This window comes from Collinsella aerofaciens (genome assembly GCF_028206795.1).
Taxonomy (GTDB): Bacteria; Actinomycetota; Coriobacteriia; order Coriobacteriales; family Coriobacteriaceae; genus Collinsella; species Collinsella aerofaciens_AX.
Genome location: NZ_JAQLFJ010000002.1, coordinates 44488 through 68070, shown reverse-complemented (window position 1 = coordinate 68070; position 23583 = coordinate 44488). Strand labels below are relative to the sequence as shown.

Sequence of the window (23583 nt, the reverse complement as noted above, 5' to 3'; positions counted from 1 at the left end):
GGAAGAGGACCTTCGTGCGCGAAAAGCTCGGGTTCGCGGCAGACGATTTCGTCGACGCGGCGCAGTTTGCGGAGGGCGGCGTGCCCGCGGCATTTGCCGGCCGCGTCGCGTACCGTGCAGAGGAACTCGTACGAGCGCTCGACGCTGACCGGGCGCTCGAGCGGCTGATCGGCTTCGACGCAGTGATTCTGCCCTTGGTCGGTTCGGGGGTCGTCCCCATGCGTGCGGAAGACGCCCAATGGCGCGAGCGCGCGGGGCGCCTGGGATGCGCGCTCGCTGCGCGCGCCGACGTCGTCGTGCGCATGACGTGCGGGATACCCCAGGTCATCAAAGGAAACCTTGACGATGCGCCTCGAGGGACGCAGGGCGCGGGCGCGCCTTTGGAAGTCGTCTTCGTGCGCCATGGTGCCACGGCGGGCACGGAAGACCATCGCTACAGCGGGGCGGGCACCGACGAGCCCCTGTCGAGCGCGGGCGAGCGCGCTTTGCGCGACCTCGCGTGCGATCGTGACGTATTCCGTGTTATCACGAGCGGCATGGCCCGCACCGACCAGACGGCGCGCATCCTCTTCCCGAACGCGGAGCTAATGGCGTGCCCCGGTCTGCGCGAGATGGATTTCGGCGACTTCGAGGGGCGAAGCGCCGCCGAGCTTAAAGAGGATGCGCGCTACCGCGCCTGGGTAGACTCCTGGTGCGAGACGCGCTGCCCGCATGGCGAGGGCAAGAGCGATTTCACCCGCCGCGTCATCGCGGCGTTTCGGGAGGCGTGCGAATCGGAGCGCGCCCAGGGGAGTGGGCGCGCCGTCTTCGTCGTTCACGCGGGCACCGTGAAAGCGCTGCTCTCCGAGCTAGCTGTCCCGAAAATGGGATATTTCGACGTGCATACCGAGCCGGGCGGCGCATGGGCCGCCACCTGGGATGGGCGCTGCCTTCGCGACGTTCGCCCCGCTTCGGGGGGCGATGCCCGGTGATGACAATTCTTGCCGTCGCCGCCGGGTTCGCGGCCGACCTTGCCTTCGGCGACCCGCGCTGGCTTCCCCATCCCGTCGTCGCCATGGGGCGCGCGATCACGTGGGCCGAAGGCCGCCTGCGGCACGCATTCCCGCAAACGTCCGCGGGCACGCGTGCCGCAGGGCTTGTGCTCGCCGTGGCGCTTCCGCTTGCGTGTGGGCTTTTGACCTGGGGTATCCTACATCTTTGTGGCATGGTTCACTCCGGCTTGCGCTTCGTTGCCGAGGCATGGGCGAGCTATCAGATTCTCGCGACATGCGAGCTGCGCCGCCAGAGCCTGGCCGTGGCCCGCGCGTTCTCGAAGGGCGGCCTTGTCGCGGCGCGCGAAGAAGGCGGACTCATCGTGGGACGCGACACGTCTGTTCTCGACGAGCAGGGCGTCGCGCGCGCCGCCGTGGAAACGGTGGCGGAGAACGCGAGCGACGGCGTCATCGCGCCGCTTTTCTACCTTATGATCGGGGGTGCGCCCTTGGGCATGGCGTACAAGGCGGTGAACACGCTCGACAGCATGGTGGGCTACAAAAACGAGCGCTACATCGACTTCGGCTGCGCCTCGGCGCGCCTCGACGATGCGGTGAACTGGATTCCCTCGCGCTTATCGGCCTTGTTCATGATCGCCGTGTGCCCGATCGTCGGGCTCGACGCGCGCGGGGCGGCGCGCATCTGGCGCCGCGACAGGCGTCGCCATGCGAGCCCGAACGCGGCGCAGACCGAGTCGGCGTGCGCGGGCGCGCTCGGGCTGCGCTTGGCAGGACCCGCGGTGTATTTCGGCAAGCTCGTTGAGAAACCGACGATAGGCGACGCGTCCCGCGAAATCGAGTGGGGCGACATCGCCCGGGCGACAAGGCTCATGCTCGCCGCGTCCGTATGCGCGCTCGTCGTCTTCGGCGCCGCGCGCGCGGCGGTCGTGCTCGCCGTGGGGGCGATGGCATGAGGGAGGACCGCGCCGTGCCCCGGGCTGCCGGGGGAATCCTTCGCGCCCGTACGCATGGGGGCAGCGCGCAATCGCTCGGCATCGCTTGCGAAGGGGGCGCCTCCGACCTCATCGACTTCTCGGTGAACGTGAATCCGGCAGGCCCCTCGCCGCGCGCCGTCGCCGCAGCTTGCAAGGCGCTTTCTCGAATCGACGCCTACCCCGATAGGGAAAGCATCGCCCTCGTTCGCGCCCTAGCGCGCGCCCAGGGCATTCCCGAAGATACTATCGTCTGCGGCGCGGGCGCGTCCGACATCATCTGGCGGCTCGCCGCGGCGGTGCGCCCGAAACGCATCGTCGTGTGCGCGCCGACGTTCTCTGAATATGCGGAGGCGGCATCGTACTACGGCGCATGCGTGCAGGAGTTCCCGCTCTCCGAAGCGGACGACTTCGACGTGCCCGCCTCCTTCGCCCGCGCGATCGAGGGGCCGGGAGACGTGGCGTACCTCTGCAACCCGAACAACCCGACGGGGCGCCTCGTCGACCCCAGCGTGATCGATGCCGCGGCTTGCCGCTGCGAGCAGGTGGGCGCGCTGCTCGTCGTGGACGAGTGCTTCCTCGGATTTGCGCCCGACGCCCGCGAAAGGAGCGTGGCCGCACGCGCCGCGTGTTCGCGCCATGTGGCCGTGCTCTCCGCGTTTACCAAGCTCTACGGAATGGCGGGGTTGCGGTTGGGATATCTGATCAGCGGAAACGCCCAACTCATCGAGGGGATTCGCCGGGCGGGGCAGGCGTGGCCCGTCTCCTCCGTCGCCGAGGCCGCGGGCATCGCCGCCCTGGAAGACGTTGAATACGTCTCGCGCACGCGCGATGTATTGGCGGGCGAGCGAGCGTGGCTTTCCCACGAGCTCTCCTCGCTCGGGCTTTCCGTCGTGCCGTCGGATGCGAACTTCCTTTTAGTCCGCACGCCGGCGAAAGACATCCCCGAGCGCCTGTATAAACAGGGGGTTTTGGTCCGCACGTGCGACTCGTTTTCGGTACTGTCCCGTTTCTGGTGCCGCGTCGCGGTGCGCACGCGCAAGGAGAACGCCCGGCTTGCGATGGCGTTCAGCCGCGCGCTTCGGGCGGAAGGCGCATCGGGCGAAGGCGAACCCGACGAACGGGGCGGCGCTTCTTGCAGCGGCGCTATGGCGTTCGCGGATGGCCGAGGCTCGGCAAAGGAGGTCGATACCCGTGGGTAGGGCGAAGCCCATCATGATCCAGGGCACCATGTCGAACGCGGGGAAGAGCCTGCTTGCGGCGGGGCTGTGCCGCGTGCTTTCGCAGGACGGACTGCGCGTGGCTCCCTTCAAGAGCCAGAACATGGCGCTCAACAGCGGTGTCACGGCCGATGGGCTCGAGATGGGGCGCGCCCAGATCATGCAGGCCGAGGCGTGCGGCATCGCGCCCGACGTGCGCATGAACCCCATTCTGCTCAAGCCCGAAAACGACCACCGAAGCCAGCTCATCGTGGCCGGCAAGGCGCAGGGAGCCTTCGCTGCGAGGGACTACTTCGCGCGAAAGAAGGCGCTCATGCCGCAGATTTTGGAGGCGTTCGATTCGCTCGCGGAGGAAAACGACGTCATCGTCATCGAGGGCGCCGGCAGCCCCGTCGAAATCAACCTTGCCGAAAACGACATCGTCAACATGGGGCTCGCGCGCGCCGTGTCCTCCCCTGTGCTGCTCGCGGGCGACATCGACCCAGGTGGGGTGTTTGCCCAGCTCTACGGCACGGTCGCGCTCTTTGCGCCCGAGGATCGCGCTCTTTTGCGGGGGCTTGTGGTGAACAAGTTCCGCGGCGATGTGGAAATCCTGCGCCCGGGTTTGGCCCCGCTCGAGAAGATGTGCGGGGTTCCCGTCGTGGGGGTCGTGCCGTATCTTACGCTCGACCTGGACGACGAGGACTCGCTCGCGCCGCGCCTATCTGCCCGCGAGGCGCGCGGCGTCATCGACGTCGCCGTCGTGCGCCTTCCGCATCTGTCGAACTTCACCGACTTCGACCCGCTTTCGCGCGTGCCCGGCGTGGGCGTGCGCTATGTTTCCTCGACGACCGATCTGGGCAGACCCGACCTGGTGGTGCTCCCAGGCTCGAAGACCACGCTCGACGACGCGCGCTGGCTTGCGGCTAGCGGCATCGGAGCCTGTGTACGCGCGCTTTCGGGCGCGGGCACGCCGGTGCTCGGCATATGCGGAGGCTACCAGCTTTTGGGAGACGAGCTTTCCGATCCGCACGGCAGGGAAGGCGCTGGCACCGCGCGCGGGCTCGGGCTCATCCCTGCAAGTACGGTGTTCAAGGAGGAAAAGCGCCTCGCCCAGTCGGAGCTTCGCATCACGGGCGCCCAAGGCGCGTTCTCGGTGTGGAACGGCATGACGGCTCGCGGGTACGAGATTCACGACGGCGAAACGACCGTCTCCTGCGCCCCTGCGGGCACGATTGGCGGCAAACCAGAAGGCGCGGCCTGCGGAAACGTGTTCGGAACCTATCTCCACGGCCTGTTCGACGAACCGGGGGTGGCGCTCGCCCTCGCGCGCTCGCTTGCGCGCATGCGCGGCTTGCCCGAGAGCGTCGTGGGTGCTGCGGGCGCGACGTCCGCGGCCGATCACCGAGCGCGCGAGTTCGACCGCCTGGCCGACGGCGTGCGCGGGGCGCTCGACATGGAGTATGTCTACCGCATTATCGAGGAGGGCGTATGATCCACGTGTATCATGGCGACGGCAAAGGCAAGACCACGGCGGCGATGGGCCTCGCCCTTCGCATGCTCGCTGCAGGCCGCCGCGTCGTCGTCGTGCAGTTCCTGAAAGACGGCGAAAGCGGGGAGGCGCGCCTGCTCGCCGAGCATTTCGGCGTGTCCGTGTTCGCGGGGAAGGTGTCGGACAAGTTTACCTGGTCGATGACGCCGGAAGAACTTGCCGCGACGTGCGAGCTGCATGATGGGAACCTCGCTTCCGCGCTCGCCGAGCTCGAGGGCGCGCAGGAGGGGCTGCTCGTGCTCGACGAGGCGCTCGACGCGCTTTCGAAGGGGCTTGTCGACGAGGCGCTCGTGGACCGCGCGCTCGATTTGTCCGCGCGCGGCGTCGAAGTAGCGCTCACCGGGCGCGCGCCTTCCCGCAAGATCGTGGAGAAGGCCGACTACATAACCGAGATGCGGTGCGAGAAACACCCCTACTCTCAGGGGATATGTGCAAGGGAAGGAGTGGAGTACTAGATGGATTCCAAGGAGATGGCGCCCGGCGACATCGAGCGGCGCAGCTTCGAGATCATCACCGAAGAGCTTGGCGGGCGCACGTTCCCGGCGCTCGAAGAGCCCGTCGTGAAGCGCGTCATCCACACCACTGCCGACTTCTCGTACGCCGATTCCCTCGTGTTCACCCATGATGCCGCGCACTGTGCGCTCGGCGCACTGCGCGCAGGGGCCACGGTGCTCACCGACACGAACATGGCGCTCGCAGGCATAAGCAAGCCCGCGCTCGCGAAGCTCGGCTGCAAGGCCGTGTGCTACATGGCCGACCCTGATGTCGCCGCAACGGCGCGCGCCGCGGGCACGACTCGCGCCGTTGCGAGCATGGACAAAGCTTGCCGCATCGAGGGTCCGCTTATCGTGGCCGTCGGCAACGCTCCCACAGCACTTCTGCGCCTCGCCGAGCTCATGGACGCGGGGAAGATCGCGCCCGCGCTCGTCGTTGGGGTGCCGGTCGGGTTTGTGAACGTGGTCGAGGCGAAAGAGGAGCTACTCGCGCGACGCGTGCCGGCCATCGTCGCGAGGGGTCGCAAGGGCGGCTCGACAGCGGCGGCTGCCATTATGAACGCGCTGCTCTACCAGATCACGCGCACAGGCGGCCCGAAGTGACGGCTCCCGCATCCGCGCCGGCGCTGCGCATCTTCGCCGGCACCACCGAGGGCCGCCTTCTGTGCGAATGGGCGAGCGGGGCGGGCATCCCCGCCCGTGCCTACGCGGCAACAGAGTACGGAGGCGAACTTTTGGGCGAGCTTCCGGGCATCGAGGTGCATGCGGGCAGGCTCGACGAGGCCGACATGGAGCGCGAGCTTTCCGGCGCGCGCATCGTCGTCGACGCCACGCACCCCTTCGCTACGCTCGCAAGCGGTAACATCCGGGCCGCTTCGCTCGCCGTGGGTGCACGATGCCTGCGCCTTGCGCGCCCGGTCGAGGCGCTGCCCAAAGGCGTCGTGTCGGTCGCGTCGATCGCCTGCGCGGCGCGCTTTCTCTCCGAGAACCCGGGTCGCGCGCTTCTCACGACGGGGAGCAAGGAGCTTGCTCCCTACACGCGCGTCGCCGATTTCGCGGAGCGCTTCTTCGTGCGCGTGCTCCCGCTGCCCGGTGCTATAACGAAGTGCATCGACGCGGGGTTTTCGCCGTCGCACGTCATCGGCATGCAGGGGCCCTTCACCCGCGAGCTCAATGAGGCGATGCTTCGGCAGGTGGGCGCCCAGTGGCTTGTGACCAAGGACTCGGGAACCGTAGGCGGCACGGCCGAGAAGATCGCCTCCGCGCGCGACGTGGGAGCGCGCTGCATCGTGGTCGCCCGTCCCGCCGAGGGAGGCGGGACCCTTTCGCTTCGGGAAGTGGAAGACGTGCTCTTACGGGAGTTCGCGAGGAGGAGCGCCCCGAGCAAGCTCGACCCGTACAAGCCCGTCATCCATCAATAGCTCGAGGACGACGCCCAGAACTGGCGCAAACAGCCCTTCAATAAGTTGCGGTGAAATAGTGTCTGTTTTTGCTGCTAGATAGCATATTCAGTCCTTAATTCGTCGCAACTTGTTGGTGGTGGCTTACTGGTAGCGTAGGCACTCCACCGGGTTGAGCTTTGCCGCGCGGCGAGCGGGGTAGAAGCCAAAGACTACGCCGATGCCGACGGAGACGGCGAAGGCCAGCAGCACCGTGGCGATTGAAAAGCTCGGTGTGATTTGCCCGCTGGCGCCGAGCTCGCTGAGAACCCCTGATCCTGCGGCAAACATCGCGAGGCCCCAGGCCAGCAGATAGCCAATCAGGACACCCAGCAGGCCACCGGTGACGCACAGCGCCGAGGACTCGGCCAAAAACTGCGCGGTGATATCGCGGCGACTGGCGCCCAAGGCACGGCGAATACCGATCTCGCGGATGCGCTCAGTCACGTTGGTAAGCATCATATTCATAATGCCGATTCCGCCGACAAGCAGTGAGATACTGGCGACAGCGCCCATGATGAGCGAGAAGGCGCCCATAAACGAGTTGAGTGCATCGATGGCGCTTTTCATGGAGGTCGCCGATACGCTGTCGTACTCATCATCCTCCGAGATGCCCTTCATCGCGCGCACCTTAGACTCGATGGTCTTGCAGAGCTCGTCCATGTCTGTGCCCTCGGCGGCAAGTGCCGTCACGCTGGGAAATGAAGGATTCTCGTCGCCAAACAGGCCGGAGATGGTTTCGCGTGGCATATACAGCGTGAGCGAGCCCATGGAGTCGCTGCCGCCATCAATCACGCCTACAATCTGCACCTCGCCGTTGGACACCTTGATGGTTTTCCCCAGTGCGTCCTGTTCGTTGCCGTAAAGCTGATCGGCGCCGCCGCGGCTGATGAGCGCCACGCGCGAGCCTGATTGAGACTCTGCCTGTGAATAGACACGTCCCGCAACGAGCTTGCTGGCGCCCACGGCATCGAGCATGTCGCTATCGACGCCGTGTGCCATGACGGTATAGCTTTTATCCCCGACCTTGTACTCGGAATAGGCGCTATCGACGATGCCGATCTGCTCAATCTGCGGCACCAGTTTGCGAAGCTTTTCCACATCCGAATCGGTGAGTTCTTGGGACGAATAGATCTCTACCATGCGGGCTGCATTGAGGCCCAGGCTGTTGACCAGGCTGTTTTGGATACCGCCGATGAGCGAAGTCATGGCGATGACCGAGGCGATGCCAATGACGATGCCAAGGATGGTGAGCAGGCTGCGTCCCTTGTTGGCCTCGAGCGAGTGAAGGGCTTCTTGGACAAGATCGCGGGTGCTCATGCCTTCGCTCCTTTCGGCTGATTGGTGGTTGCAGAAATCGCGGGCAGGTTTTTGACGGCCCCGCGTAACGTATTCGGTGTATGCGCGACATATGCGCCGTCATGGATTCGCCCGTCACGGATGGTTACGGCTCGATCGGCCTCGGCGGCGATGCCGGGGTCATGCGTAATGAGTACGATGGTCTTGCCGCGTTTCTGGAGCTTGTGGAAGGTTTCCATGACGAGCGCCCCGGTTGTCGAGTCTAGATTTCCCGTTGGCTCGTCGGCCAAAATGATGGGCGGGTCGTTGACGAGGGCGCGCGCGATGGCGACGCGCTGCATCTGTCCGCCCGAGAGTTCCGATATGCGGTGGTCCCAATGGTCGACCGGCAGTGTGACGGCTTGCAGCGCGTGCACGGCGCGCATCTCGCGCTGGCTACGCGGCACATTGGTGTAGGACAGCGGCAGCATGACGTTTTCGATCACCGTCAGACGCGGCAGCAAGTTAAAACTCTGAAAGACAAAGCCGATGCTCTGCGCGCGCACCTCGGTGAGCTCATCATCGTCGAGCTCGGCGACGTTGAGCCCTTGCAGGAAATAATCACCCGCCGTCGGCTTGTCCAGGCAGCCCAGGATGTTCATGAGCGTCGACTTGCCCGAGCCCGAGGGGCCGGTGATGGCGACGAACTCACCGGGGTTCACCGCCAGGCTCACGTTGTGCAGGATGTGGGCGCAACCGGCCTCGCTCTCAAAGATGCGGTGCACGTTGCGGATGTCGATGACGGGACGCATTACATGCCCTCGTCGGCAGACGTGTTGTCGCCGCCGTCTGCCGTCATGCTGCCGCCGGTATCCATCACGAGGGTGTCGCCGTCGCGCAGCTTGGTAACCGGCACGTTCGGGTTGATCTCGTTACCCTGGTCGTCGCGCTTGACCTGCGTCTTACCGACTACAGCCTCGTTGTCGTTTTGCGTCACGACGGTCACCTTCACGCGGCGCGTCTTCTTGCCTTCCGAATCGGTGGCCAGATTGACGTAATAGTGCTCGCCATCTTCGGTCATCAGCGCCATGGTCGGCACCATAACCACGTCGTCGAGCTTCTCGGTCACTACCGAGACCTCGGCAGTCATACCTGGCTTAAGGCGACTGTCGGGTGCTTCGATGAGGATGTCGACGTTAAAGGTCACGCTGCCGCCGCTACCGGAGCCGGAGTCAGTGTTTGCCACCGAGGCGATAGCCGTGACGGTGCCCTGGCTCACGATATCGGGAAACGCGGGATAGGTCACGTTGGCGCTTTGGCCCACGGCGATCTTGGCGATATCCTTTTCGCCCACCTGAACCGTTACCTTCATCTTGGAGAGGTCGGCGATCTGCATGCACTGCTTGCCGCCGCTCGTATCGCTTTCGCCCATGATCGTGCCTCCGGTCACCGTGGCACCGACTTTGGCGTTGAGCTCGACGATGTTGCCCGAACTGGGGGCCTTTACGGTGCGCTCGGCCGCCTTTGCAGTTGCCTGCTCCAGCGTTGCCTGGGCCGAGGCGAGGTTGCGCTGGGCGGTCGAGACGGCATTTGCGTTGGCGTTTGCGTCCGATGGGCCGGTCGATCCGTCACTGTCCGTTGTCGGTGCGGCCTGTGCGGCCGCGAGTGCCACCTTTGCATTGTTCAGGTCTTCCTGGGCGGCCGCGACCGCGCGCTGCGCCTCGGAAACAGCGCTATCGAGCGCGTCGTTCTTAATGGTCATGAGCACGTCGCCCTCGTTGACGCTCTGTCCGGCCTGCACGTTGATCTTTTCAACCGTACCGTCGACAGAAGGGGAGACGACCGATGCCGAGATGGGCTTAAGCTGCCCCTTGACTTCGACTGTGGTGGTAAACGTGCCTTCGGTGACCATGTCGGTCACCGGTCCGTTGGTGCCTGCGGGTTGCGCGTTGATGACCAGCGTTGCGATGATGACAATGAGCGCGATGGCAACAACGACGCCGGCGGCAATACCGCGTCGAATCAGCTTTTTGCGTCGACGTTCGGCACGTTTTGCCTTGAGCTTTGCATAGGCTTCTTCATCGGAGATATCGGTCGAATCGTCGAGACTCGTTTGGGGCTGCTTGGTGTCTGCAGCGCTGATAATCGGCAGGGTCTCGGTGGCATCTTGGGGCATGCGATCGGAATCGTCAGGACCCGGATTGATCGTGGGGACCTTGGACATAGCGTCTCCTTTATCGATATGGCTCCGATAAGTATATACGCCCGTCGCGATAGGCGGGCGTATAGAAGTTGCGGATGACGGTACTGTAAGTTTTGTCGCCGTGCTGTTTACTTGTTGTAGACGTTAGCTGCGTTACGAGTGCACGACCACGCAGAGGCCGACTTTGATGCGCTCGTGGAGCGACTTGGCATCGGCCAGACGCAGGTTGATACAACCGTGGCTACCGCACCACTTGTACGATTCGGCGTTATCGAAACTCGAATCGTTTTGCCAGGTGGCGTCGTGGAATCCGACCATATTGCCCTCGAACGGCATCCAGTAGCTTACCGGGCTCTCGTATTTGGGCTTGCCGGTCTCGGGGTCCTTGGCACCGATGAGTTTGCTGGCGCCATCGTTGCTGTTGATCTGCCATACGCCCTCGGGGGTGGCGTCCTCTCCCGGCTTGCCAGAAATAAAGTTGGCCTCCCAAACGATATTACCGTTCTCGTCATAGTAGCGCGCGTGCTGCTCGGACAGATCGACGTCGATATACGCCTTCCAGTCGGGCTCTCCCTTTGCGGTAAAGGTGTCGGCCTTCTGGGAGTACTTGATCTCGATTTCGCCGGTCTGCTTGTTGTTAATGGCGTCCTCGACCTGCTTGGCGAGCGAGCTGCTGTCAATGGACCAACCAAAGTCACCGCCTTCGACGGCACACTGCTTGCCATCGGCGCGCGTCCACCAGCGAGTGGAGCCCACGGTATTAAAGCCGTTAGCGAGCTCGGCTGCCCAGCTGCTGATTTGCGACGTATCGAGCGTGGGGTTGGCAGGATCGGCAAAGCTGATCCACTGCAACACGGAGCTGCCATCAACCTTTCCGGCATCCTCGCCGTTGAGCTTGAGGGTCACGTTGACGCCCAAGAAGTTGTTGGCGGCATCGCATGCGGTCTGAATCTGATCATCGGTCAGCGTTCCATTGAGCGGTTCATAGGCATCGTTGCCGAGCTTGGAAAGATCTACGGTCTCGGCCAGCGAGGCAAGCTCGAGCTCGGCATACTTAATGACATGCTCGCGGTTGAGTTTTTCGTTGGAGCGCGCCTTCTCGACGGTAAACTTGCCGGCCTGCTCATCATAGGAGCTATTGGCCTCGAACGTGCCCGAACGGCCCTCGTTAAACTCATCGATGGCGGTGCCCAGATCCTTCTCAAACTGCTTTTGGTCAAAGGTATCGGAGAGCATGGACAGGTCGACGTCTTGATCAAGATCTACTTCGTTGGAGGTAGCGGTTGTTTTGGTCTTGCCGCTTAAGGATTCTACAAGGCGGACCGGCCATACAAAGGCTTCGTTGTGGTTGATGATCTCTTTTGCGGCAGCTTCGCCGTCGACGATGGGCTCATCGGACTCGGGCTGATAGGTCCAGCTAAAGTCATCGCCCGCCACGGTGAGCTTATAGTGCTTCCACGTTGAGTTGACCTTGGTGGCGGCAGACGAAGCGTTGGAGAACGAGACGTCGACGCCGGCGATGGTGGTGTTGGGGTAGGCTACCTGCGAAAACGCTACGACGCCTACGATATAGACAATGCCGATAAGACCCAGGAGGACAAAGAGCGTCGTCTTTTTGCCCGACTTATTGTTCCCGGTGGGTTTGCGCGCGGGGCCGCGATCGCTTCGACCGTGCGTGGGGGGCTGCTTGAGCGTATTGCCGTTTGCCTGGCGCTGCTGACGTTGCTGGCGCTGCTGGTTCGGGCGGTGCGAAGTGTTTGCTGCACCACGCTGCTGACCGTGACTCGGCGCGATAGGACGCGGCGACTGAACGCCGCCGGTGTGCCTGCTCGGCTGCTGCGGATCGGGAATCAGTTGAGTTCGATCGTTTTGCGACATCGTATGCATATCCTTCGAATTTCGCCTTGCGGCTCATCGTGTTTTTACTGGGCTTGCATTATAGCGATTACCTAGTTGATTGTGGTATGGAAACGGTGGCATTCAAAAGAGGTGGGACATTTGTCCCACCTTCGAGTCGTTCTTTGTTGCTATCCGCACACACCGCATTTTGCACAGGCCGAAAGTGCGGCCGGAGCCTGCGCGATGCCGCCCTTTGCCGTCTCGCGCAGCGTGGCCGGCAACGCGTGGCCCACCGAGAGCATGACGTGCGCCATCTGGTCAAACGGCACCAGGCTCTTAATGCCGGCGAGGGCAAGCTGTGCGGAGCTAAAGGCGGCTGCCACGCCGATGGCGTTGCGGTTTTGGCAGGGCACCTCCACGAGGCCACCGACGGGGTCACAAACGAGGCCCAGCAGGTTACTCAGGGCGATGGAGCTGGCATCGAGTGCCTGCTCGGGCGTACCTCCGAGCATCTGCACCAGCGCGGCGGCAGCCATGGCGGCCGCACTTCCTACCTCAGCCTGGCAGCCGCCCTCGGCGCCGGCAACGCAGGCGCTCGTGGTGAGGTTGAGGCCGATGGCGGCTGCACAGTAGAGTGCGTCCATGACCTGCTCGTCGTCGAGCTGCAGATGGTCGGCGAGCGCCAGCACGCAGCCGGGCACGACGCCCGCGGAGCCGGCAGTGGGGGCGGCGACGATCACGCCCATGGTGGCGGAGCGCTCAAGCACGGCCATGGCGCGGGCCACGGCATCGGTCTGGACAGCGCCCATCAGGCTTGTGCTCAGATCGTTTCGGCTGGTGGCATCGACAAGCTTTGCCTCGCCGCCGATGAGGCCGCCGAGCGAGCGCTGTGGATTGGAAATGGGGGCTGTGGTCTCTTCGCGCATGACGTCGAGTACGCGGCGCATGGCGGCGATAGCGTGTGCCTCGCCGGTCAGACGTGCCTCGCGCACGGCCATGACGGCGCCGATGTTGAGCCCCAGTTCTTCGCACGCATCGAGCAGCTGCTCGCCGTCGTCGAAGATTTCCTTTGCCGAGACGCCGGGGGAGAGCGACGAGGCAGAACCGGGGAGCTCGATAAAGGTCGCGTAATCGACATTGTCGAGCTTGCGGAGCATGGGGACGACGGTGTCGTCGGGGGCGCCGTCGGTCTCAAAGACGGAGTAGGCCTGGCCGCCCACTTCGGTGCGGTAGGTGCGGCAGAAGGCGATGTTCACATGGGCGTAGGCGAGCAGGTTGGTGAGCGCTGCGAGCACGCCGGGGACGTCCTGGTGCGCCACGAAGAGCGTGGAATACATGCCCGAGATGTCGACGCCGACGCCGTTAATGCGGCTGATGCGCATCTTGCCGCCGCCCAAGCTCTCGCCGCGGACCTGCGCCGTGGCGCCCGTGGCGTCGACCATATCGATGTCGACGGTGTTGGGGTGGATGGAGGCGTCGTCGCCCTTGATGTCAAAGTGATATTCGAGGCCCTGCTCACGTGCGAGGTCAAAGGCCTGCTTGATGTTCTCGTCATCGGTGTCGAGGCCCAGAATGCCCGCGACGAGAGCGCGGTCGGTGCCGTGGCCGCGGTAGGTGTGGGCGAAGGAGTTCCACAGGCCAAAGGTGACTTTGGTGATGCGGCCTTCCAGCAGGCTGGCGGCAACTTGTGCGCAGCGCAGGGCGCCAGCGGTGTGCGATGAGCTGGGACCGACCATGACGGGCCCCAAAATCTCGAATGCCGAGGTCGTAGCTAGTGTTTGCGGCTTGCCTGCCATATGCGCTCCTGTTCTATCCCGTCGTTCCGAGGGCTTTGGTATTTGGTCGCCTGCTCTACAGTCCTGGCTCGCACGGAGGCCACATTAAGTGGCCTCCGGCTCGTGCGGAACTCGCGATCGACCAAATACCAAAGCCCTCGGAACTTAGGATACATGGTAGGGGCACGCTTGCTCCAAAATTCATCAGCTGGGAACCTATTCTGCGTCCCATGTCGACTCATCTTCGCCACCGGTTAATAAAAAAAGAGGTACCGGTTGTTCCGGTACCTCTTTTTGGCGTGTTTCTATTTGGCTGTGGCTTTTCTCGTAAGCCTACAGGCCACAGGCTGCTTTGAGTTCTTCGACTCGATCGGTATTCTCCCAGGTGAAGTCGGCGTCTTCGCGGCCGAAGTGACCGTAGGCTGCCGTCTTTTCGTAGATGGGGCGACGCAGGTCTAGGTCGCGGATGATAGCCCCCGGGCGCAGGTCGAAGGTCCTCTCGACGGCCTCGACGATCTTGTCCTCGGCAACATGCGCGGTACCGAAGGTGTCGACCATGATTGAGAGGGGCTTGGAAACGCCGATGGCGTAGGCAAGCTCGACTTCGCAGCGGTCGGCCAGGCCGGCGGCGACCACGTTCTTGGCGACCCAGCGCGCGGCATACGCGGCGGAGCGGTCAACCTTGGTGCAGTCCTTGCCGCTAAAGGCGCCGCCGCCGTGACGGCCGTAGCCGCCGTAGGTGTCGACGATGATCTTGCGGCCGGTGAGGCCCGTGTCGCCCATGGGGCCGCCCACGACAAAGCGACCGGTGGGGTTCACGTAGATGTCCGCGTTGTCCCACGGCATGTTCTCGGCGGCCATGACCGGGGTGATGACGTGTTCGATGAGGTCGGCCTTGATCTTGCCCATGTCCTCAATCTCGGCGGCGTGCTGCGTGGAGATGACGATGGTCGTGACCTCCACGGGCTCGCCTTCCTCGTAGCGCACCGTGACCTGGGTCTTGCCGTCGGGGCGCAGGTAGGGCAGGGTTCCGTCATGGCGCACGGCAGCCAGGCGCTCGGCCAGGCGGCTTGCCAGGTAGTGCGGCATGGGCATGAGGGTCTTGGTCTCGTTGGAGGCATAACCGAACATCATGCCCTGGTCGCCGGCGCCGATCAGGTCGATCGGGTCGGTGGTAGCGCCGGTCTGGGTCTCGAAGGACTCGTCGACGCCCTGGGCGATATCGGGCGACTGCTCGTGGATGAGGCTCATAACGCCGCAGGTGTCGCAGTCAAAACCGAACTTGGCGCGGTTGTAGCCAATGCGGCGGATGACGCCGCGGGCGATTTCCTGTACGTCGACGTAGGCCTGGGTGCGAATCTCGCCGGCGACGATGACCGTGCCGGTGGTCACGAGGGTCTCGCAGGCGCAGCGGACGTTCTCCACGTTGGCGGGCACACCGTTGGGCGCAATATAGCCCTGCTCCTGCAGCTCTATTTCTTTGGCGAGGATTGCGTCGAGGACGGCGTCACTGATCTGATCAGCGATCTTATCGGGATGACCTTCGGTCACCGACTCCGACGTAAAAACAAAGGACCCGTGTTGGGGTGGGATGGAACGAAGTTCTTCTGACATGATTGTCCTTTCAAAAACGTGTCCCAGCGACCGTTACCATTCCGCCGGGCTCTCTATGCAAGGGCACATCATAGCGCGTAAATCAAACATTCACACCCTTTCCGCACCTACTCATTGGGGACAGACTTAAATGACCAGCCAATAGGAACACTCTTACGGCACCTGGGGACGTTCCTTATGTGTCGGCACTTGGGGACGATCCTTTTCTGCCGGCAGTTTAGGAACGTCCCCAAGTGACGGCAGTTTGGGACACTCCTGTTCAGTTAGCTTCGAAGAGCGTCCCCAAAGACTGGTCATTTAAGTCTGTCCCCAATGAGTGGGTCGGTGCCCTTTGTGCGGAGGTTGCTTTGATGCTTTATACTGATGCGGTTAGACATCCATCCTGCAATCGAGGAGATTTCCATGGCATCAGACGTTCGCGTCCGCTTTGCACCCTCACCGACGGGCAAACTGCACATCGGCGGCGCCCGCACCGCTATCTATAACTGGGCTTTCGCCCGTGCAAACGGCGGCACGTTCATCCTGCGCATCGACGACACCGACCCCACCCGCTCTACCGACGAGAACACGCAGATTATCCTGCGCGCCATGCGTTGGCTGGGCCTGGACTGGGACGAGGGTCCCGAGGTGGGCGGCGATTTTGGCCCCTACGCCCAGACCGAGCGCCTGGACCTGTACAAGCAGGCCGCCCAGAAGCTTTGGGACGAGGGCAAGGCCTATCCCTGCTTCTGCACCAAGGAGCAGCTCGACGCCGATCGCAAGGCCGCGCAGGAGCGCAAGGACCCCTTCCAGGGCTATCAGCGCCGTTGCCGCGACCTTGATCCCGAGGAGGCCCGCCGTCGCATCGAGGCCGGCGAGTCCTACGTCCTGCGCATCAAGGTGCCCGAGGACCGCGGCGACGTCGTCATCCACGACGCCGTTCACGGCGAGGTGACCTTCGACGCCAAGGAGCTCGACGACTTTGTCATCTTCCGCTCCGATGGCACGCCCACGTACAACTTCGCGACCGTCGTCGACGACGCCATGATGAAGATCACCCATGTCATCCGCGGCGACGACCACCTGTCCAACACCCCGCGCCAGGTCATGGTCTACGAGGCCCTCGGCGCGCCCGTGCCCACGTTCGCCCACATCTCCATGATCCTGGGCGCCGACGGTAAGAAGCTCTCCAAGCGCCACGGCGCAACTTCGGTGGAGGAGTACCGCGACGCCGGCTACCTTTCCGACGCCTTCGTCAACTACCTGGCACTGCTCGGCTGGTCGCTCGACGGCGAGACCACGATCATCCCGCGCGATGTTCTTGCTAGCAAGTTCTCGCTCGACCGCATCTCCAAGAACCCGGCGACCTTCGACCCCAAGAAGCTCGACTGGGTCAATGCCGAGTACATCAACGGCATGTCCGATGCCCAGTTTGCCGACGAGATCATGGTCCCCGAGCTGCACGAGGCGGGTCTCATCGAGGGCAACGTCGAGTACGGCGAGGATTGGATCGATGCGCTTGCCGCCATCGTCAAGCCGCGCACCAAGATGCCGGCCGACGCCGTGACCGTCGCCGCTCCCATCTTTGCTACGGCCGAGACGCTCGAGTATGACGAGAAATCCGTCAACAAGGGCCTGGCCAAGGAAGGCATGGGTGCCATCCTGGACGCCGCCAAGGCCGCGCTCGAGGGCGTGGACAAGTGGACTGCCGAGGCCATCGATGCCGCGCTTGAGCCGCTGCCCGAGCAGATGGACCTTAAGAAGCGCGTGGTGTTCCAGGCCGTGCGCGTCGCCGTCTGCGGCAACATGGTGAGCCCTCCGCTGGGCGAGACCATGGCGCTCGTCGGCCGCGACGACTGCCTGGCGCGCATCGACCGCGCCCGCACGATGGCGCTGTAGTAGACGCGCAAACGCATGTATCCGAGCCCCGTTCACCCCGAGCGGGGCTCTTGTTTCTGTACCGATGAGTGGGTTGCTGGGACAAAATAATCAGTAGTGTTTGTCCCATGTTCGAGTGACGCAACAAGCTCGACACTCGTATCGGCCATGGGACAAACACTACTGATTATTTTGTCCCACCCCTTTCAGGTCCGTTCGTTAGAGGTGGTGTATGGCTCAACAACTGTCGCTGTTTGGTTCGCCGGAACCGGAGGAGGCTCTGGTGAAGCTCATGCCTGCCGCTGCCTCGGCTCAGCCTAAGCCTGCACCTGAGCCCATCGCTGCCTACGCGAGCGTGGTTCTCGACATTCCTACCCGAGCGCTGTCCGAGCCATTCGCCTACGGCATTCCCGAGTCCCTTGCCAACGAGGCCCAGGTCGGATCGACGGTCCTGGTCCACTTTGGCAACCGTGCCGCCGCAGGCTACATCGTCGATATTGCGCCCGAGCTGGGCGACCTGCAAGGCAACAACGCCCTTGACCTTTCGCGCATCAAGCCTGTCGAAGCCATCCTCAGCAAACCGCTCTTTACCGCCGAGGCTGCACGCATTGCGCGCTGGATGAGCCGCGAGTATGTCGCGACGCTTTCCGAGTGCCTGCGCCTGTTTTTGCCACCGGGCGGCAGCCCGCGTGTGGTCAAGGGCGACGACGGCGTGTGGACGGTTGAACGTCCAGCCGTCAAACCCATCCAAAACCGCTGGGTGATGCTTACGCCCGAAGGCTTTGACTACACGCCACCCAAGACCGCGGTCCGCCAGCGCCAACTCATCGAGGCGCTCCAGTGCGGACCGGTCACGACGCGCGACCTCAACCTTCTCTATAACAGCATGTCGGCGACCATCAAGGCGCTCGAAAAACGCGGCGTTGTGGTGGTGGAAGAGCGCCGCGCCTGGCGTGGCTGCGGCGAGCAGACCACGCTGTCCTCGGCAAGCGGCAAAGCGCCGGTCTCCCTTACCAGTGGCCAGCAACAGGCACTCGCGCAGATTGAGCGCGCCCGTCTGGACGCTCATGGCGACGTGGTGCTGGTCGACGGCGTCACCGGCTCCGGCAAAACCGAGGTTTACCTCTCCGCCATCGAGCGCGTGCTCGCAGCCGGTCGCTCGGCCTGCGTGCTGGTGCCCGAGATTTCGCTGACGGCCCAGACCGTCGGCCGCTTCCGTTCGCGCTTTGGCGAGACGGTCGCCGTGTTCCATTCGCGGCTTTCGGCCGGCGAGCGCCTGGACCAGTGGGATATGGTTGCCAGCGGTGCGGCCCGCGTGGTCGTCGGCGCACGTTCGGCGCTCTTTTGCCCGCTTGGCGACCTGGGCCTCATCATCATTGACGAGGAGCACGAGACCAGCTACAAGCAGGGGTCCAGTCCGCGCTACCACGCGCGCGAGGTGGCGGCCGAGATGGCGCGGCGCTACCGCTGCCCGCTCGTGTTGGGCTCCGCCACGCCCTCGGCCGAGGCCCTCGACCACTGCCGCCGTGGAACGTATAACGGCACCACTTGGACGCGCGTCGAGATGCCCGAGCGCCCGGGACACGCCGTGCTGCCCGAGGTCCGCATTGCCGACCTGCGCCGCGAGTTTTCGCACGGTAGCCGTTCAATGATCTCTAAACCGCTGATGGAAGGTTTGGAGCGCGTTGTAGAGCACCGCGAGAAGGCCGTGCTGCTGCATAACCGCCGTGGCTTTGCGCCGTTCCTGATGTGTCGCGAGTGCGGCTGCGTTCCCACCTGCAACCACTGCTCCACCGCGCTTACGTATCACGAGCGCACGCACACGCTGCAATGTCACACATGCGGATCCTCCTGGCGCGTGCAGCCGTATCCCGCGCCCACGAGCCGTTGCCCCAAATGTGGCAGTCGCTACCTGGCAAAAATGGGCCTGGGCACGCAGCAGATCGAGGACGCACTGCACCAGTTGCTTCCCGAGGACGTTTCCATCATTCGCATGGATGCCGATTCCACGCGTGGCAAGGATGCGCACAAAAAGCTGCTCGAGCAGTTCGATGCGGCGGATTGCGCCGTGTTGCTGGGTACCCAGATGATCGCTAAAGGTCTCGATTTTCCCGAGGTCACGCTCGTGGGCGTGGTCAATGCCGACTTCGCCCTCAAGCTGCCCGATTTCCGCGCAGGGGAGCGCGCCTACGATCTGCTGGAACAGGTGGCGGGCCGTGCCGGTCGCGGCGATCGTCCCGGTGAGGTGATCATCCAGACCTACCTGCCCGAGGATCCGGTCATTCGCGCCGTCGCTAAGCACGACCGTTCGATCTTTACCGACTACGACCTGGACCAGCGCCGCGACGCCCTGTATCCACCGTTCGTGCGTCTGGTCAACATTTTGGTTTGGTCGGCGAACCGAGACGACGCGCAGGACTACATTGGGCGCATTGCAAAGCTTCTTAAGCGCCGCTGGCATGCCGCCGCGCCCGATTTTTTGCGGGCGGGGAGTGCCGTGCCGCAGGTGCTAGGCCCGGCTTCGTGTGTAATCGAGAGAGCCAAGGACCGTTACCGCTTCCATCTGCTTGTGAAGTCGCCCGTGGGGTACCATGTCTCTGATGATATCGACGCCTGCCTCAAAGAGGTGGGCTCTGTGCGCGGCGTGAGCGTGAGTGTTGACGTCGACGCCTATGATTTGATGTAACAACCCGAAAGGATGGCCATGGAAGCCAACGGAATCGTACTGTCGCCCGACCCTCGTCTGCGCCAGGAGTGCGCCGTCATCGAGGAGATCACCCCGGCGATCGAGGCGCTTGCCGAGAAGATGAAGAAGATGATGTTCGAGAACGGCGGCTGCGGCCTGGCTGCTCCGCAGATCGGCGAGCTTATTCAGCTCGTCACCATCGACTGCGACTACAGCGATAAGAACGACTACGACCCGTACGTGCTCATCAACCCCGTGATTGTGGAGCAGAGCGACCATATGGTGCCGTTTAGCGAGGGCTGCCTGTCCATCCCTGGCATTAGCTGCGAGATCGAGCGTCCCGACCATGTCGTCGTCGAGGCGTACGACTTGGACGCCAACCTGATTCGCTACGAAGCTTCGGGCGACCTGTTCTGCGTGTGTCTGCAGCACGAGATCGATCACCTGCACGGCAACACCATGTTCGAGCGCCTTAAGCCCATGCAGAGGCTCAAGGCAGTTAAGGAGTACCAGGACGCCCTGGCCCGCGGCGCTCGACCGGGCGAGACGGAGTAGGTCCCACCGTCCCCGGTGCTGAGCGCCCACATATCATCCCGTGCTCAAACATTCTCGCTTTGCTGCGAAACTGCGCGCGGGACGATATGTGGGCGCTCAGCACCGGGGACTGCGTTGTTCTGGCTCGGTTCGCCCGGGTGCCGTCGGGCCAGGGATGGGCGTCTTCGCTGATGGGTGCTTTGCTGAAAGAGCTGCTTTTATTGCGGCTCTTTCTTTGGTTTTGGGTATATTTGTTCTTGTTGAAATGTTATTGCGGATGGGCTGGTGATTTGGCTTTCCGCTGCTCTTTGTAGCCGTCTCGGCTTTGGTTGAGAGGAGACGATCTTTATGCGAATTGTGTTTATGGGTACGCCTGATTTTGCTGTGCCTTCGCTGACTTCGCTTGTTGCGGCTGGTAATGAGGTTGCGCTCGTTATTACTCGTCCCGATGCTGTTCGTGGGCGAGGTAAGAAGCTTGAGCCATCTCCTGTTAAGGCTAAGGCACTGGAGCTGGGGTTGCCGGTCATTGAGGCTAATCGTATGACGCCTGAGGTTGTTGAGGTACTCAAGGCTGCGCAGGCTGATATTTTCTGTGTGGCAGCCTATGGTTGCATTTTGCCCGATGAGGTGCTGCATATGGCGCCGCTTGGTATTGTGAATGTTCATGCTTCGCTGCTGCCTCGTTGGCGTGGGGCTGCTCCTATTCAGCGTGCGATTCTCGCTGGTGATGAGATTGCTGGCGTTTCTATCATGCGCATTGGGCATGGCGTGGATACTGGTGCTTATTGTGCTCAGGCTTCCACGTCGGTTGCCGGTAAGCATGCCGAGGCGCTCACGATGGAGCTTGGTGAGCTGGGCGGCAAACTGCTTGCCGATACGCTTCCTTCTCTTGCCGATGGCACCGCCGTGTGGACTGAACAGGATGAGGCGCTCGTTACCCATGCTGCCAAGATCTCCAAGCAAGAGATGCGTCTGGATCCGCACATGGCGGCGCTTGATTGCGTGCGTCATGTGCTGGCTTCGTCCGATACCGCGCCTGCTCGTTGCGTGATTGCCGGCAAGACCGTGCGCGTGCTCGATGCTGCGCCGGCTGATGTGTCGCTTGGTGAGGGGCTCGTCGCCGTTCAGGCCAAGCATGTTTACCTGGGCCTTTTCGATGGCTCGGTCGAGTTGCTCGAGGTTAAGCCTGATGGCAAGCGTGCTATGACTGCTTCTGCTTGGGCTGCTGGCTTGCAGGGTGCCGATCTTTCGTGGGGTGTATTGTCATGAGCAAGCTATCTCCCGCGCGCAAGCTTGCGCTCGATGTACTGATGGAGGCCGATCGCCGCGGTATGTATGCGCGCGACGTGCTGTCCTCTCGCGCATCGGCCAAGGCTATTGACCAGCGCGATTCCGCTTTTGCCGCCCGCTTGGCGCTGGGCGTGGCCGCCACGCAGGGTATTTTGGACGAGCTGCTCGATCAGTTTCTCGATAAACCCAAAAAGGTTGCGCCGCGCGTTCGCATGGCGCTTCGTATCTCGGCCTTCGAGATGCTCTACCTGCATACGCCGGGCCGCGTTGCCGTGAGCCAGGGTGTTGAGCTGGTGCGCAGTGGTGCTAAGTCTGCTGCGGGCCTGGCAAACGCGGTGCTGCACAAGGTTGCGGACAACGTTGAGGACTTTGCCACGGCATCCGATGGGGATGAGTCCGAGCGACGCTTGGTTCGCCTGTCTCGCCTGATGGGTCTTCCGCGCTGGCTATGCGCTCGCATTATGGCGTCGTTTGACACGCCAGAGGGTGCGCTCGGCTTCGCCGGCAATCTGGCGCCCGCGCCGCTCGCTTTACACGAGAACGCCTTTGCAACCAAACCTGATCCGTACCTATCGCAGCTTGTGGCACCCGTGTTCCCGGGCTGCCATGCCCCGGTTGATGCCCAGGTTACCGTTGCTTCGGGTGTGTTTGAGCGTGCTGCCGCGGTGGCATCCGATCTCAACGCGCAGCTTATCGCCACAGCTGCCACTCGCCCTGGTAGCTGCCTTGAGATTGGTGCCGGCCGTGGCACCAAGACCTATGTGATGATGTGCCAGGCCAAGCGTGCGGGCTATGAGCGTCAGCATACGGCGCTCGATCTGCATGATCGCAAGTGCGATCTGAATCTCGCTCGTCTGCATAAGGCCGGTATTCAGGGCGTTCGCACGGTTTCGGGTGATGCTTGCGAGCTTGATGAGGTGCTCACATCGTTTGATGCCATGCTTGGCGAGCCGGTTAAGTTCGACACGGTCTTTATCGATGCGCCGTGCTCGGGCACCGGCACCATGCGTCGTCATCCCGAGATCCCTTGGCGCCTGACCGAAAAAGATGTGACGGTTGAGCTGCCCAAGCTGCAGTTGACGATGCTCAAAGAGGCTGCTGAGCGCGTGACTGCCGGCGGCGAGTTCATCTATGCGACATGCTCGGTCTTCGACGAGGAGAACACGCAGGTGGTGGACGCTTTCCTGAGCTCTCCCGAGGGTGCCGGCTTTAACGTGGCACCGCTTTCCGAGGCGCAGATTCTGCAACTCCCCGAGTTCGATCAGGCCAAGAAGCTCGTTTCCGTACGCCAAAACTCTCGAGGCCTTTTCCAAAGCGTGCCGGTAAACGCCGACTCCTACGACGGTCACTTCTGCGCCAGATTGGTTCGCAAATAATTACTAAGTTGCGGTGAAATAGGGATTGAATATCGGCTTCTAACCGCCAAACAGTCCTTATTTCACCGCAACTCATAAGGAAACCTGGCAGATAATTAGCTACCCATAGCGCAAAGAAATAGCCCCGCGATCGGTGTGTCGGTCGCGGGGCGGCTTAGTTTCTAGTGGTTGTGCGGGCAATTGGCGCAGCAGCCGCTGGTGGCGCTGGTGCTGGAACCACCGCTGCGCTGGTCGGTGTTGTAGAAGCCGCTGCCCTCAAACTTGATGCCGCTGGCCGAGAACGTCTTGGCCGCCGGAGCGCCGCAGCTCGGGCACACGACCTCGGGGGTCTCGGACATGGGATGCTCAACCTCAAACACGTTGCCGCAGCTCGAGCACTTGTAATCGTAGCGCGCCATAATACTTCCTTTTCAGCACAAAGCGGGCAGATCGCTCTGCCCGCATAAATTCAAACAGCTGTAACTGTACCCTATATCGGGGGTTT

19 protein-coding genes are annotated in these 23583 nt (G+C 63.0%); 12 read left to right on the top strand and 7 right to left on the bottom strand.

Annotation, left to right across the window (positions count from 1 at the left end):
• Positions 1-14 precede the first annotated feature (14 nt).
• The 7 genes from PMX70_RS01375 to cobK are packed head-to-tail and all read left to right on the top strand — an operon-like array spanning position 15 to position 6629.
• Positions 15-971, top strand: a complete 957-nt coding sequence (locus PMX70_RS01375) for a histidine phosphatase family protein (protein WP_271742592.1) — start codon at positions 15-17, stop codon at positions 969-971.
• Positions 971-1945 carry an adenosylcobinamide-phosphate synthase CbiB gene (gene cbiB, locus PMX70_RS01370; protein WP_271742591.1) on the top strand — a complete coding sequence of 325 codons (975 nt, stop codon included), beginning with the start codon at positions 971-973 and terminating at the stop codon, positions 1943-1945. Before PMX70_RS01375 ends, cbiB begins: the two co-directional genes overlap by 1 nt.
• Positions 1942-3165 (top strand): pyridoxal phosphate-dependent aminotransferase, encoded by a 1224-nt coding sequence (locus PMX70_RS01365; protein ID WP_271742590.1) that lies wholly within the window; start codon positions 1942-1944, stop codon positions 3163-3165. Before cbiB ends, PMX70_RS01365 begins: the two co-directional genes overlap by 4 nt.
• Positions 3158-4657 (top strand): cobyric acid synthase, encoded by a 1500-nt coding sequence (locus PMX70_RS01360; protein ID WP_271742589.1) that lies wholly within the window; start codon positions 3158-3160, stop codon positions 4655-4657. The genes PMX70_RS01365 and PMX70_RS01360 overlap by 8 nt, the downstream gene beginning before the upstream one ends.
• On the top strand, positions 4654-5169 hold the full coding sequence (locus PMX70_RS01355) for a cob(I)yrinic acid a,c-diamide adenosyltransferase (protein ID WP_271742587.1): 516 nt from the start codon (positions 4654-4656) through the stop codon (positions 5167-5169). The genes PMX70_RS01360 and PMX70_RS01355 overlap by 4 nt, the downstream gene beginning before the upstream one ends.
• Positions 5170-5811: a precorrin-8X methylmutase gene (locus PMX70_RS01350; RefSeq protein WP_271742586.1), complete on the top strand. Its 642-nt coding sequence runs from the start codon at positions 5170-5172 to the stop codon at positions 5809-5811. It begins immediately after the preceding gene.
• Positions 5808-6629, top strand: a complete 822-nt coding sequence (gene cobK, locus PMX70_RS01345) for a precorrin-6A reductase (protein ID WP_271742585.1) — start codon at positions 5808-5810, stop codon at positions 6627-6629. The genes PMX70_RS01350 and cobK overlap by 4 nt, the downstream gene beginning before the upstream one ends.
• A 123-nt stretch (positions 6630-6752) precedes the next feature.
• Here the strand turns inward: cobK and PMX70_RS01340 are convergent, their stop codons facing one another.
• The 6 genes from PMX70_RS01340 to metK all read right to left on the bottom strand — a co-directional run bounded on the left by PMX70_RS01340 (position 6753) and on the right by metK (position 15356).
• On the bottom strand, positions 6753-7967 hold the full coding sequence (locus tag PMX70_RS01340; protein WP_271742584.1) for an ABC transporter permease: 1215 nt from the start codon (positions 7965-7967) through the stop codon (positions 6753-6755).
• Positions 7964-8737: an ABC transporter ATP-binding protein gene (locus PMX70_RS01335; RefSeq protein WP_271742583.1), complete on the bottom strand. Its 774-nt coding sequence runs from the start codon at positions 8735-8737 to the stop codon at positions 7964-7966. Before PMX70_RS01335 ends, PMX70_RS01340 begins: the two co-directional genes overlap by 4 nt.
• Complete coding sequence (locus tag PMX70_RS01330) at positions 8737-10149, bottom strand: efflux RND transporter periplasmic adaptor subunit (protein WP_271742582.1); 1413 nt, start codon at positions 10147-10149, stop codon at positions 8737-8739. The genes PMX70_RS01335 and PMX70_RS01330 overlap by 1 nt, the downstream gene beginning before the upstream one ends.
• A gap of 132 nt (positions 10150-10281) precedes the next feature.
• A complete protein-coding gene (locus PMX70_RS01325) occupies positions 10282-12006 on the bottom strand; it encodes a L,D-transpeptidase (RefSeq protein WP_271742581.1) in 1725 nt (574 codons plus the stop codon).
• Between the two features lie 149 nt (positions 12007-12155).
• A complete protein-coding gene (sdaAA, locus tag PMX70_RS01320; RefSeq protein WP_271742579.1) occupies positions 12156-13763 on the bottom strand; it encodes an L-serine ammonia-lyase, iron-sulfur-dependent, subunit alpha in 1608 nt (535 codons plus the stop codon).
• 312 nt (positions 13764-14075) lie between these two features.
• Entirely contained in the window at positions 14076-15356 is a 1281-nt protein-coding gene (gene metK / locus PMX70_RS01315) for a methionine adenosyltransferase (RefSeq protein WP_271742578.1), read from the bottom strand.
• Positions 15357-15758: 402 nt separating this feature from the next.
• Between metK and gltX the strand changes: the two genes are divergently transcribed.
• The 5 genes from gltX to PMX70_RS01290 all read left to right on the top strand — a co-directional run bounded on the left by gltX (position 15759) and on the right by PMX70_RS01290 (position 23099).
• Positions 15759-17234: a glutamate--tRNA ligase gene (gene gltX / locus PMX70_RS01310; protein ID WP_118334373.1), complete on the top strand. Its 1476-nt coding sequence runs from the start codon at positions 15759-15761 to the stop codon at positions 17232-17234.
• A gap of 211 nt (positions 17235-17445) precedes the next feature.
• Positions 17446-19899: a replication restart helicase PriA gene (priA, locus tag PMX70_RS01305; protein ID WP_416378127.1), complete on the top strand. Its 2454-nt coding sequence runs from the start codon at positions 17446-17448 to the stop codon at positions 19897-19899.
• A gap of 18 nt (positions 19900-19917) precedes the next feature.
• Positions 19918-20454 (top strand): peptide deformylase, encoded by a 537-nt coding sequence (gene def, locus PMX70_RS01300; protein ID WP_271742577.1) that lies wholly within the window; start codon positions 19918-19920, stop codon positions 20452-20454.
• Positions 20455-20781: 327 nt separating this feature from the next.
• Positions 20782-21702 (top strand): methionyl-tRNA formyltransferase, encoded by a 921-nt coding sequence (gene fmt / locus PMX70_RS01295; protein ID WP_271742576.1) that lies wholly within the window; start codon positions 20782-20784, stop codon positions 21700-21702.
• Complete coding sequence (locus PMX70_RS01290) at positions 21699-23099, top strand: RsmB/NOP family class I SAM-dependent RNA methyltransferase (RefSeq protein ID WP_271742575.1); 1401 nt, start codon at positions 21699-21701, stop codon at positions 23097-23099. Before fmt ends, PMX70_RS01290 begins: the two co-directional genes overlap by 4 nt.
• A 161-nt stretch (positions 23100-23260) precedes the next feature.
• On the opposite strand, the gene PMX70_RS01285 is transcribed toward PMX70_RS01290, so the two are convergent.
• A complete protein-coding gene (locus PMX70_RS01285) occupies positions 23261-23497 on the bottom strand; it encodes an FmdB family zinc ribbon protein (protein ID WP_117803239.1) in 237 nt (78 codons plus the stop codon).
• Positions 23498-23583: the final 86 nt, after the last annotated feature.

What these genes read in the sequence shown, in the direction of transcription:
- cbiB (WP_271742591.1), top strand. Translation starts at nt 971, where the DNA reads ATGACAATTCTTGCCGTCGCCGCCGGGTTCGCGGCCGACCTTGCCTTC.
- PMX70_RS01365 (WP_271742590.1), top strand. Translation starts at nt 1,942, where the DNA reads ATGAGGGAGGACCGCGCCGTGCCCCGGGCTGCCGGGGGAATCCTTCGC.
- PMX70_RS01355 (WP_271742587.1), top strand. Translation starts at nt 4,654, where the DNA reads ATGATCCACGTGTATCATGGCGACGGCAAAGGCAAGACCACGGCGGCG.
- PMX70_RS01350 (WP_271742586.1), top strand. Translation starts at nt 5,170, where the DNA reads ATGGATTCCAAGGAGATGGCGCCCGGCGACATCGAGCGGCGCAGCTTC.
- PMX70_RS01340 (WP_271742584.1), bottom strand. Translation starts at nt 7,967, where the DNA reads ATGAGCACCCGCGATCTTGTCCAAGAAGCCCTTCACTCGCTCGAGGCC.
- PMX70_RS01335 (WP_271742583.1), bottom strand. Translation starts at nt 8,737, where the DNA reads ATGCGTCCCGTCATCGACATCCGCAACGTGCACCGCATCTTTGAGAGC.
- PMX70_RS01330 (WP_271742582.1), bottom strand. Translation starts at nt 10,149, where the DNA reads ATGTCCAAGGTCCCCACGATCAATCCGGGTCCTGACGATTCCGATCGC.
- PMX70_RS01325 (WP_271742581.1), bottom strand. Translation starts at nt 12,006, where the DNA reads ATGTCGCAAAACGATCGAACTCAACTGATTCCCGATCCGCAGCAGCCG.
- sdaAA (WP_271742579.1), bottom strand. Translation starts at nt 13,763, where the DNA reads ATGGCAGGCAAGCCGCAAACACTAGCTACGACCTCGGCATTCGAGATT.
- metK (WP_271742578.1), bottom strand. Translation starts at nt 15,356, where the DNA reads ATGTCAGAAGAACTTCGTTCCATCCCACCCCAACACGGGTCCTTTGTT.
- gltX (WP_118334373.1), top strand. Translation starts at nt 15,759, where the DNA reads ATGGCATCAGACGTTCGCGTCCGCTTTGCACCCTCACCGACGGGCAAA.
- priA (WP_416378127.1), top strand. Translation starts at nt 17,446, where the DNA reads ATGGCTCAACAACTGTCGCTGTTTGGTTCGCCGGAACCGGAGGAGGCT.
- def (WP_271742577.1), top strand. Translation starts at nt 19,918, where the DNA reads ATGGAAGCCAACGGAATCGTACTGTCGCCCGACCCTCGTCTGCGCCAG.
- fmt (WP_271742576.1), top strand. Translation starts at nt 20,782, where the DNA reads ATGCGAATTGTGTTTATGGGTACGCCTGATTTTGCTGTGCCTTCGCTG.
- PMX70_RS01290 (WP_271742575.1), top strand. Translation starts at nt 21,699, where the DNA reads ATGAGCAAGCTATCTCCCGCGCGCAAGCTTGCGCTCGATGTACTGATG.
- PMX70_RS01285 (WP_117803239.1), bottom strand. Translation starts at nt 23,497, where the DNA reads ATGGCGCGCTACGATTACAAGTGCTCGAGCTGCGGCAACGTGTTTGAG.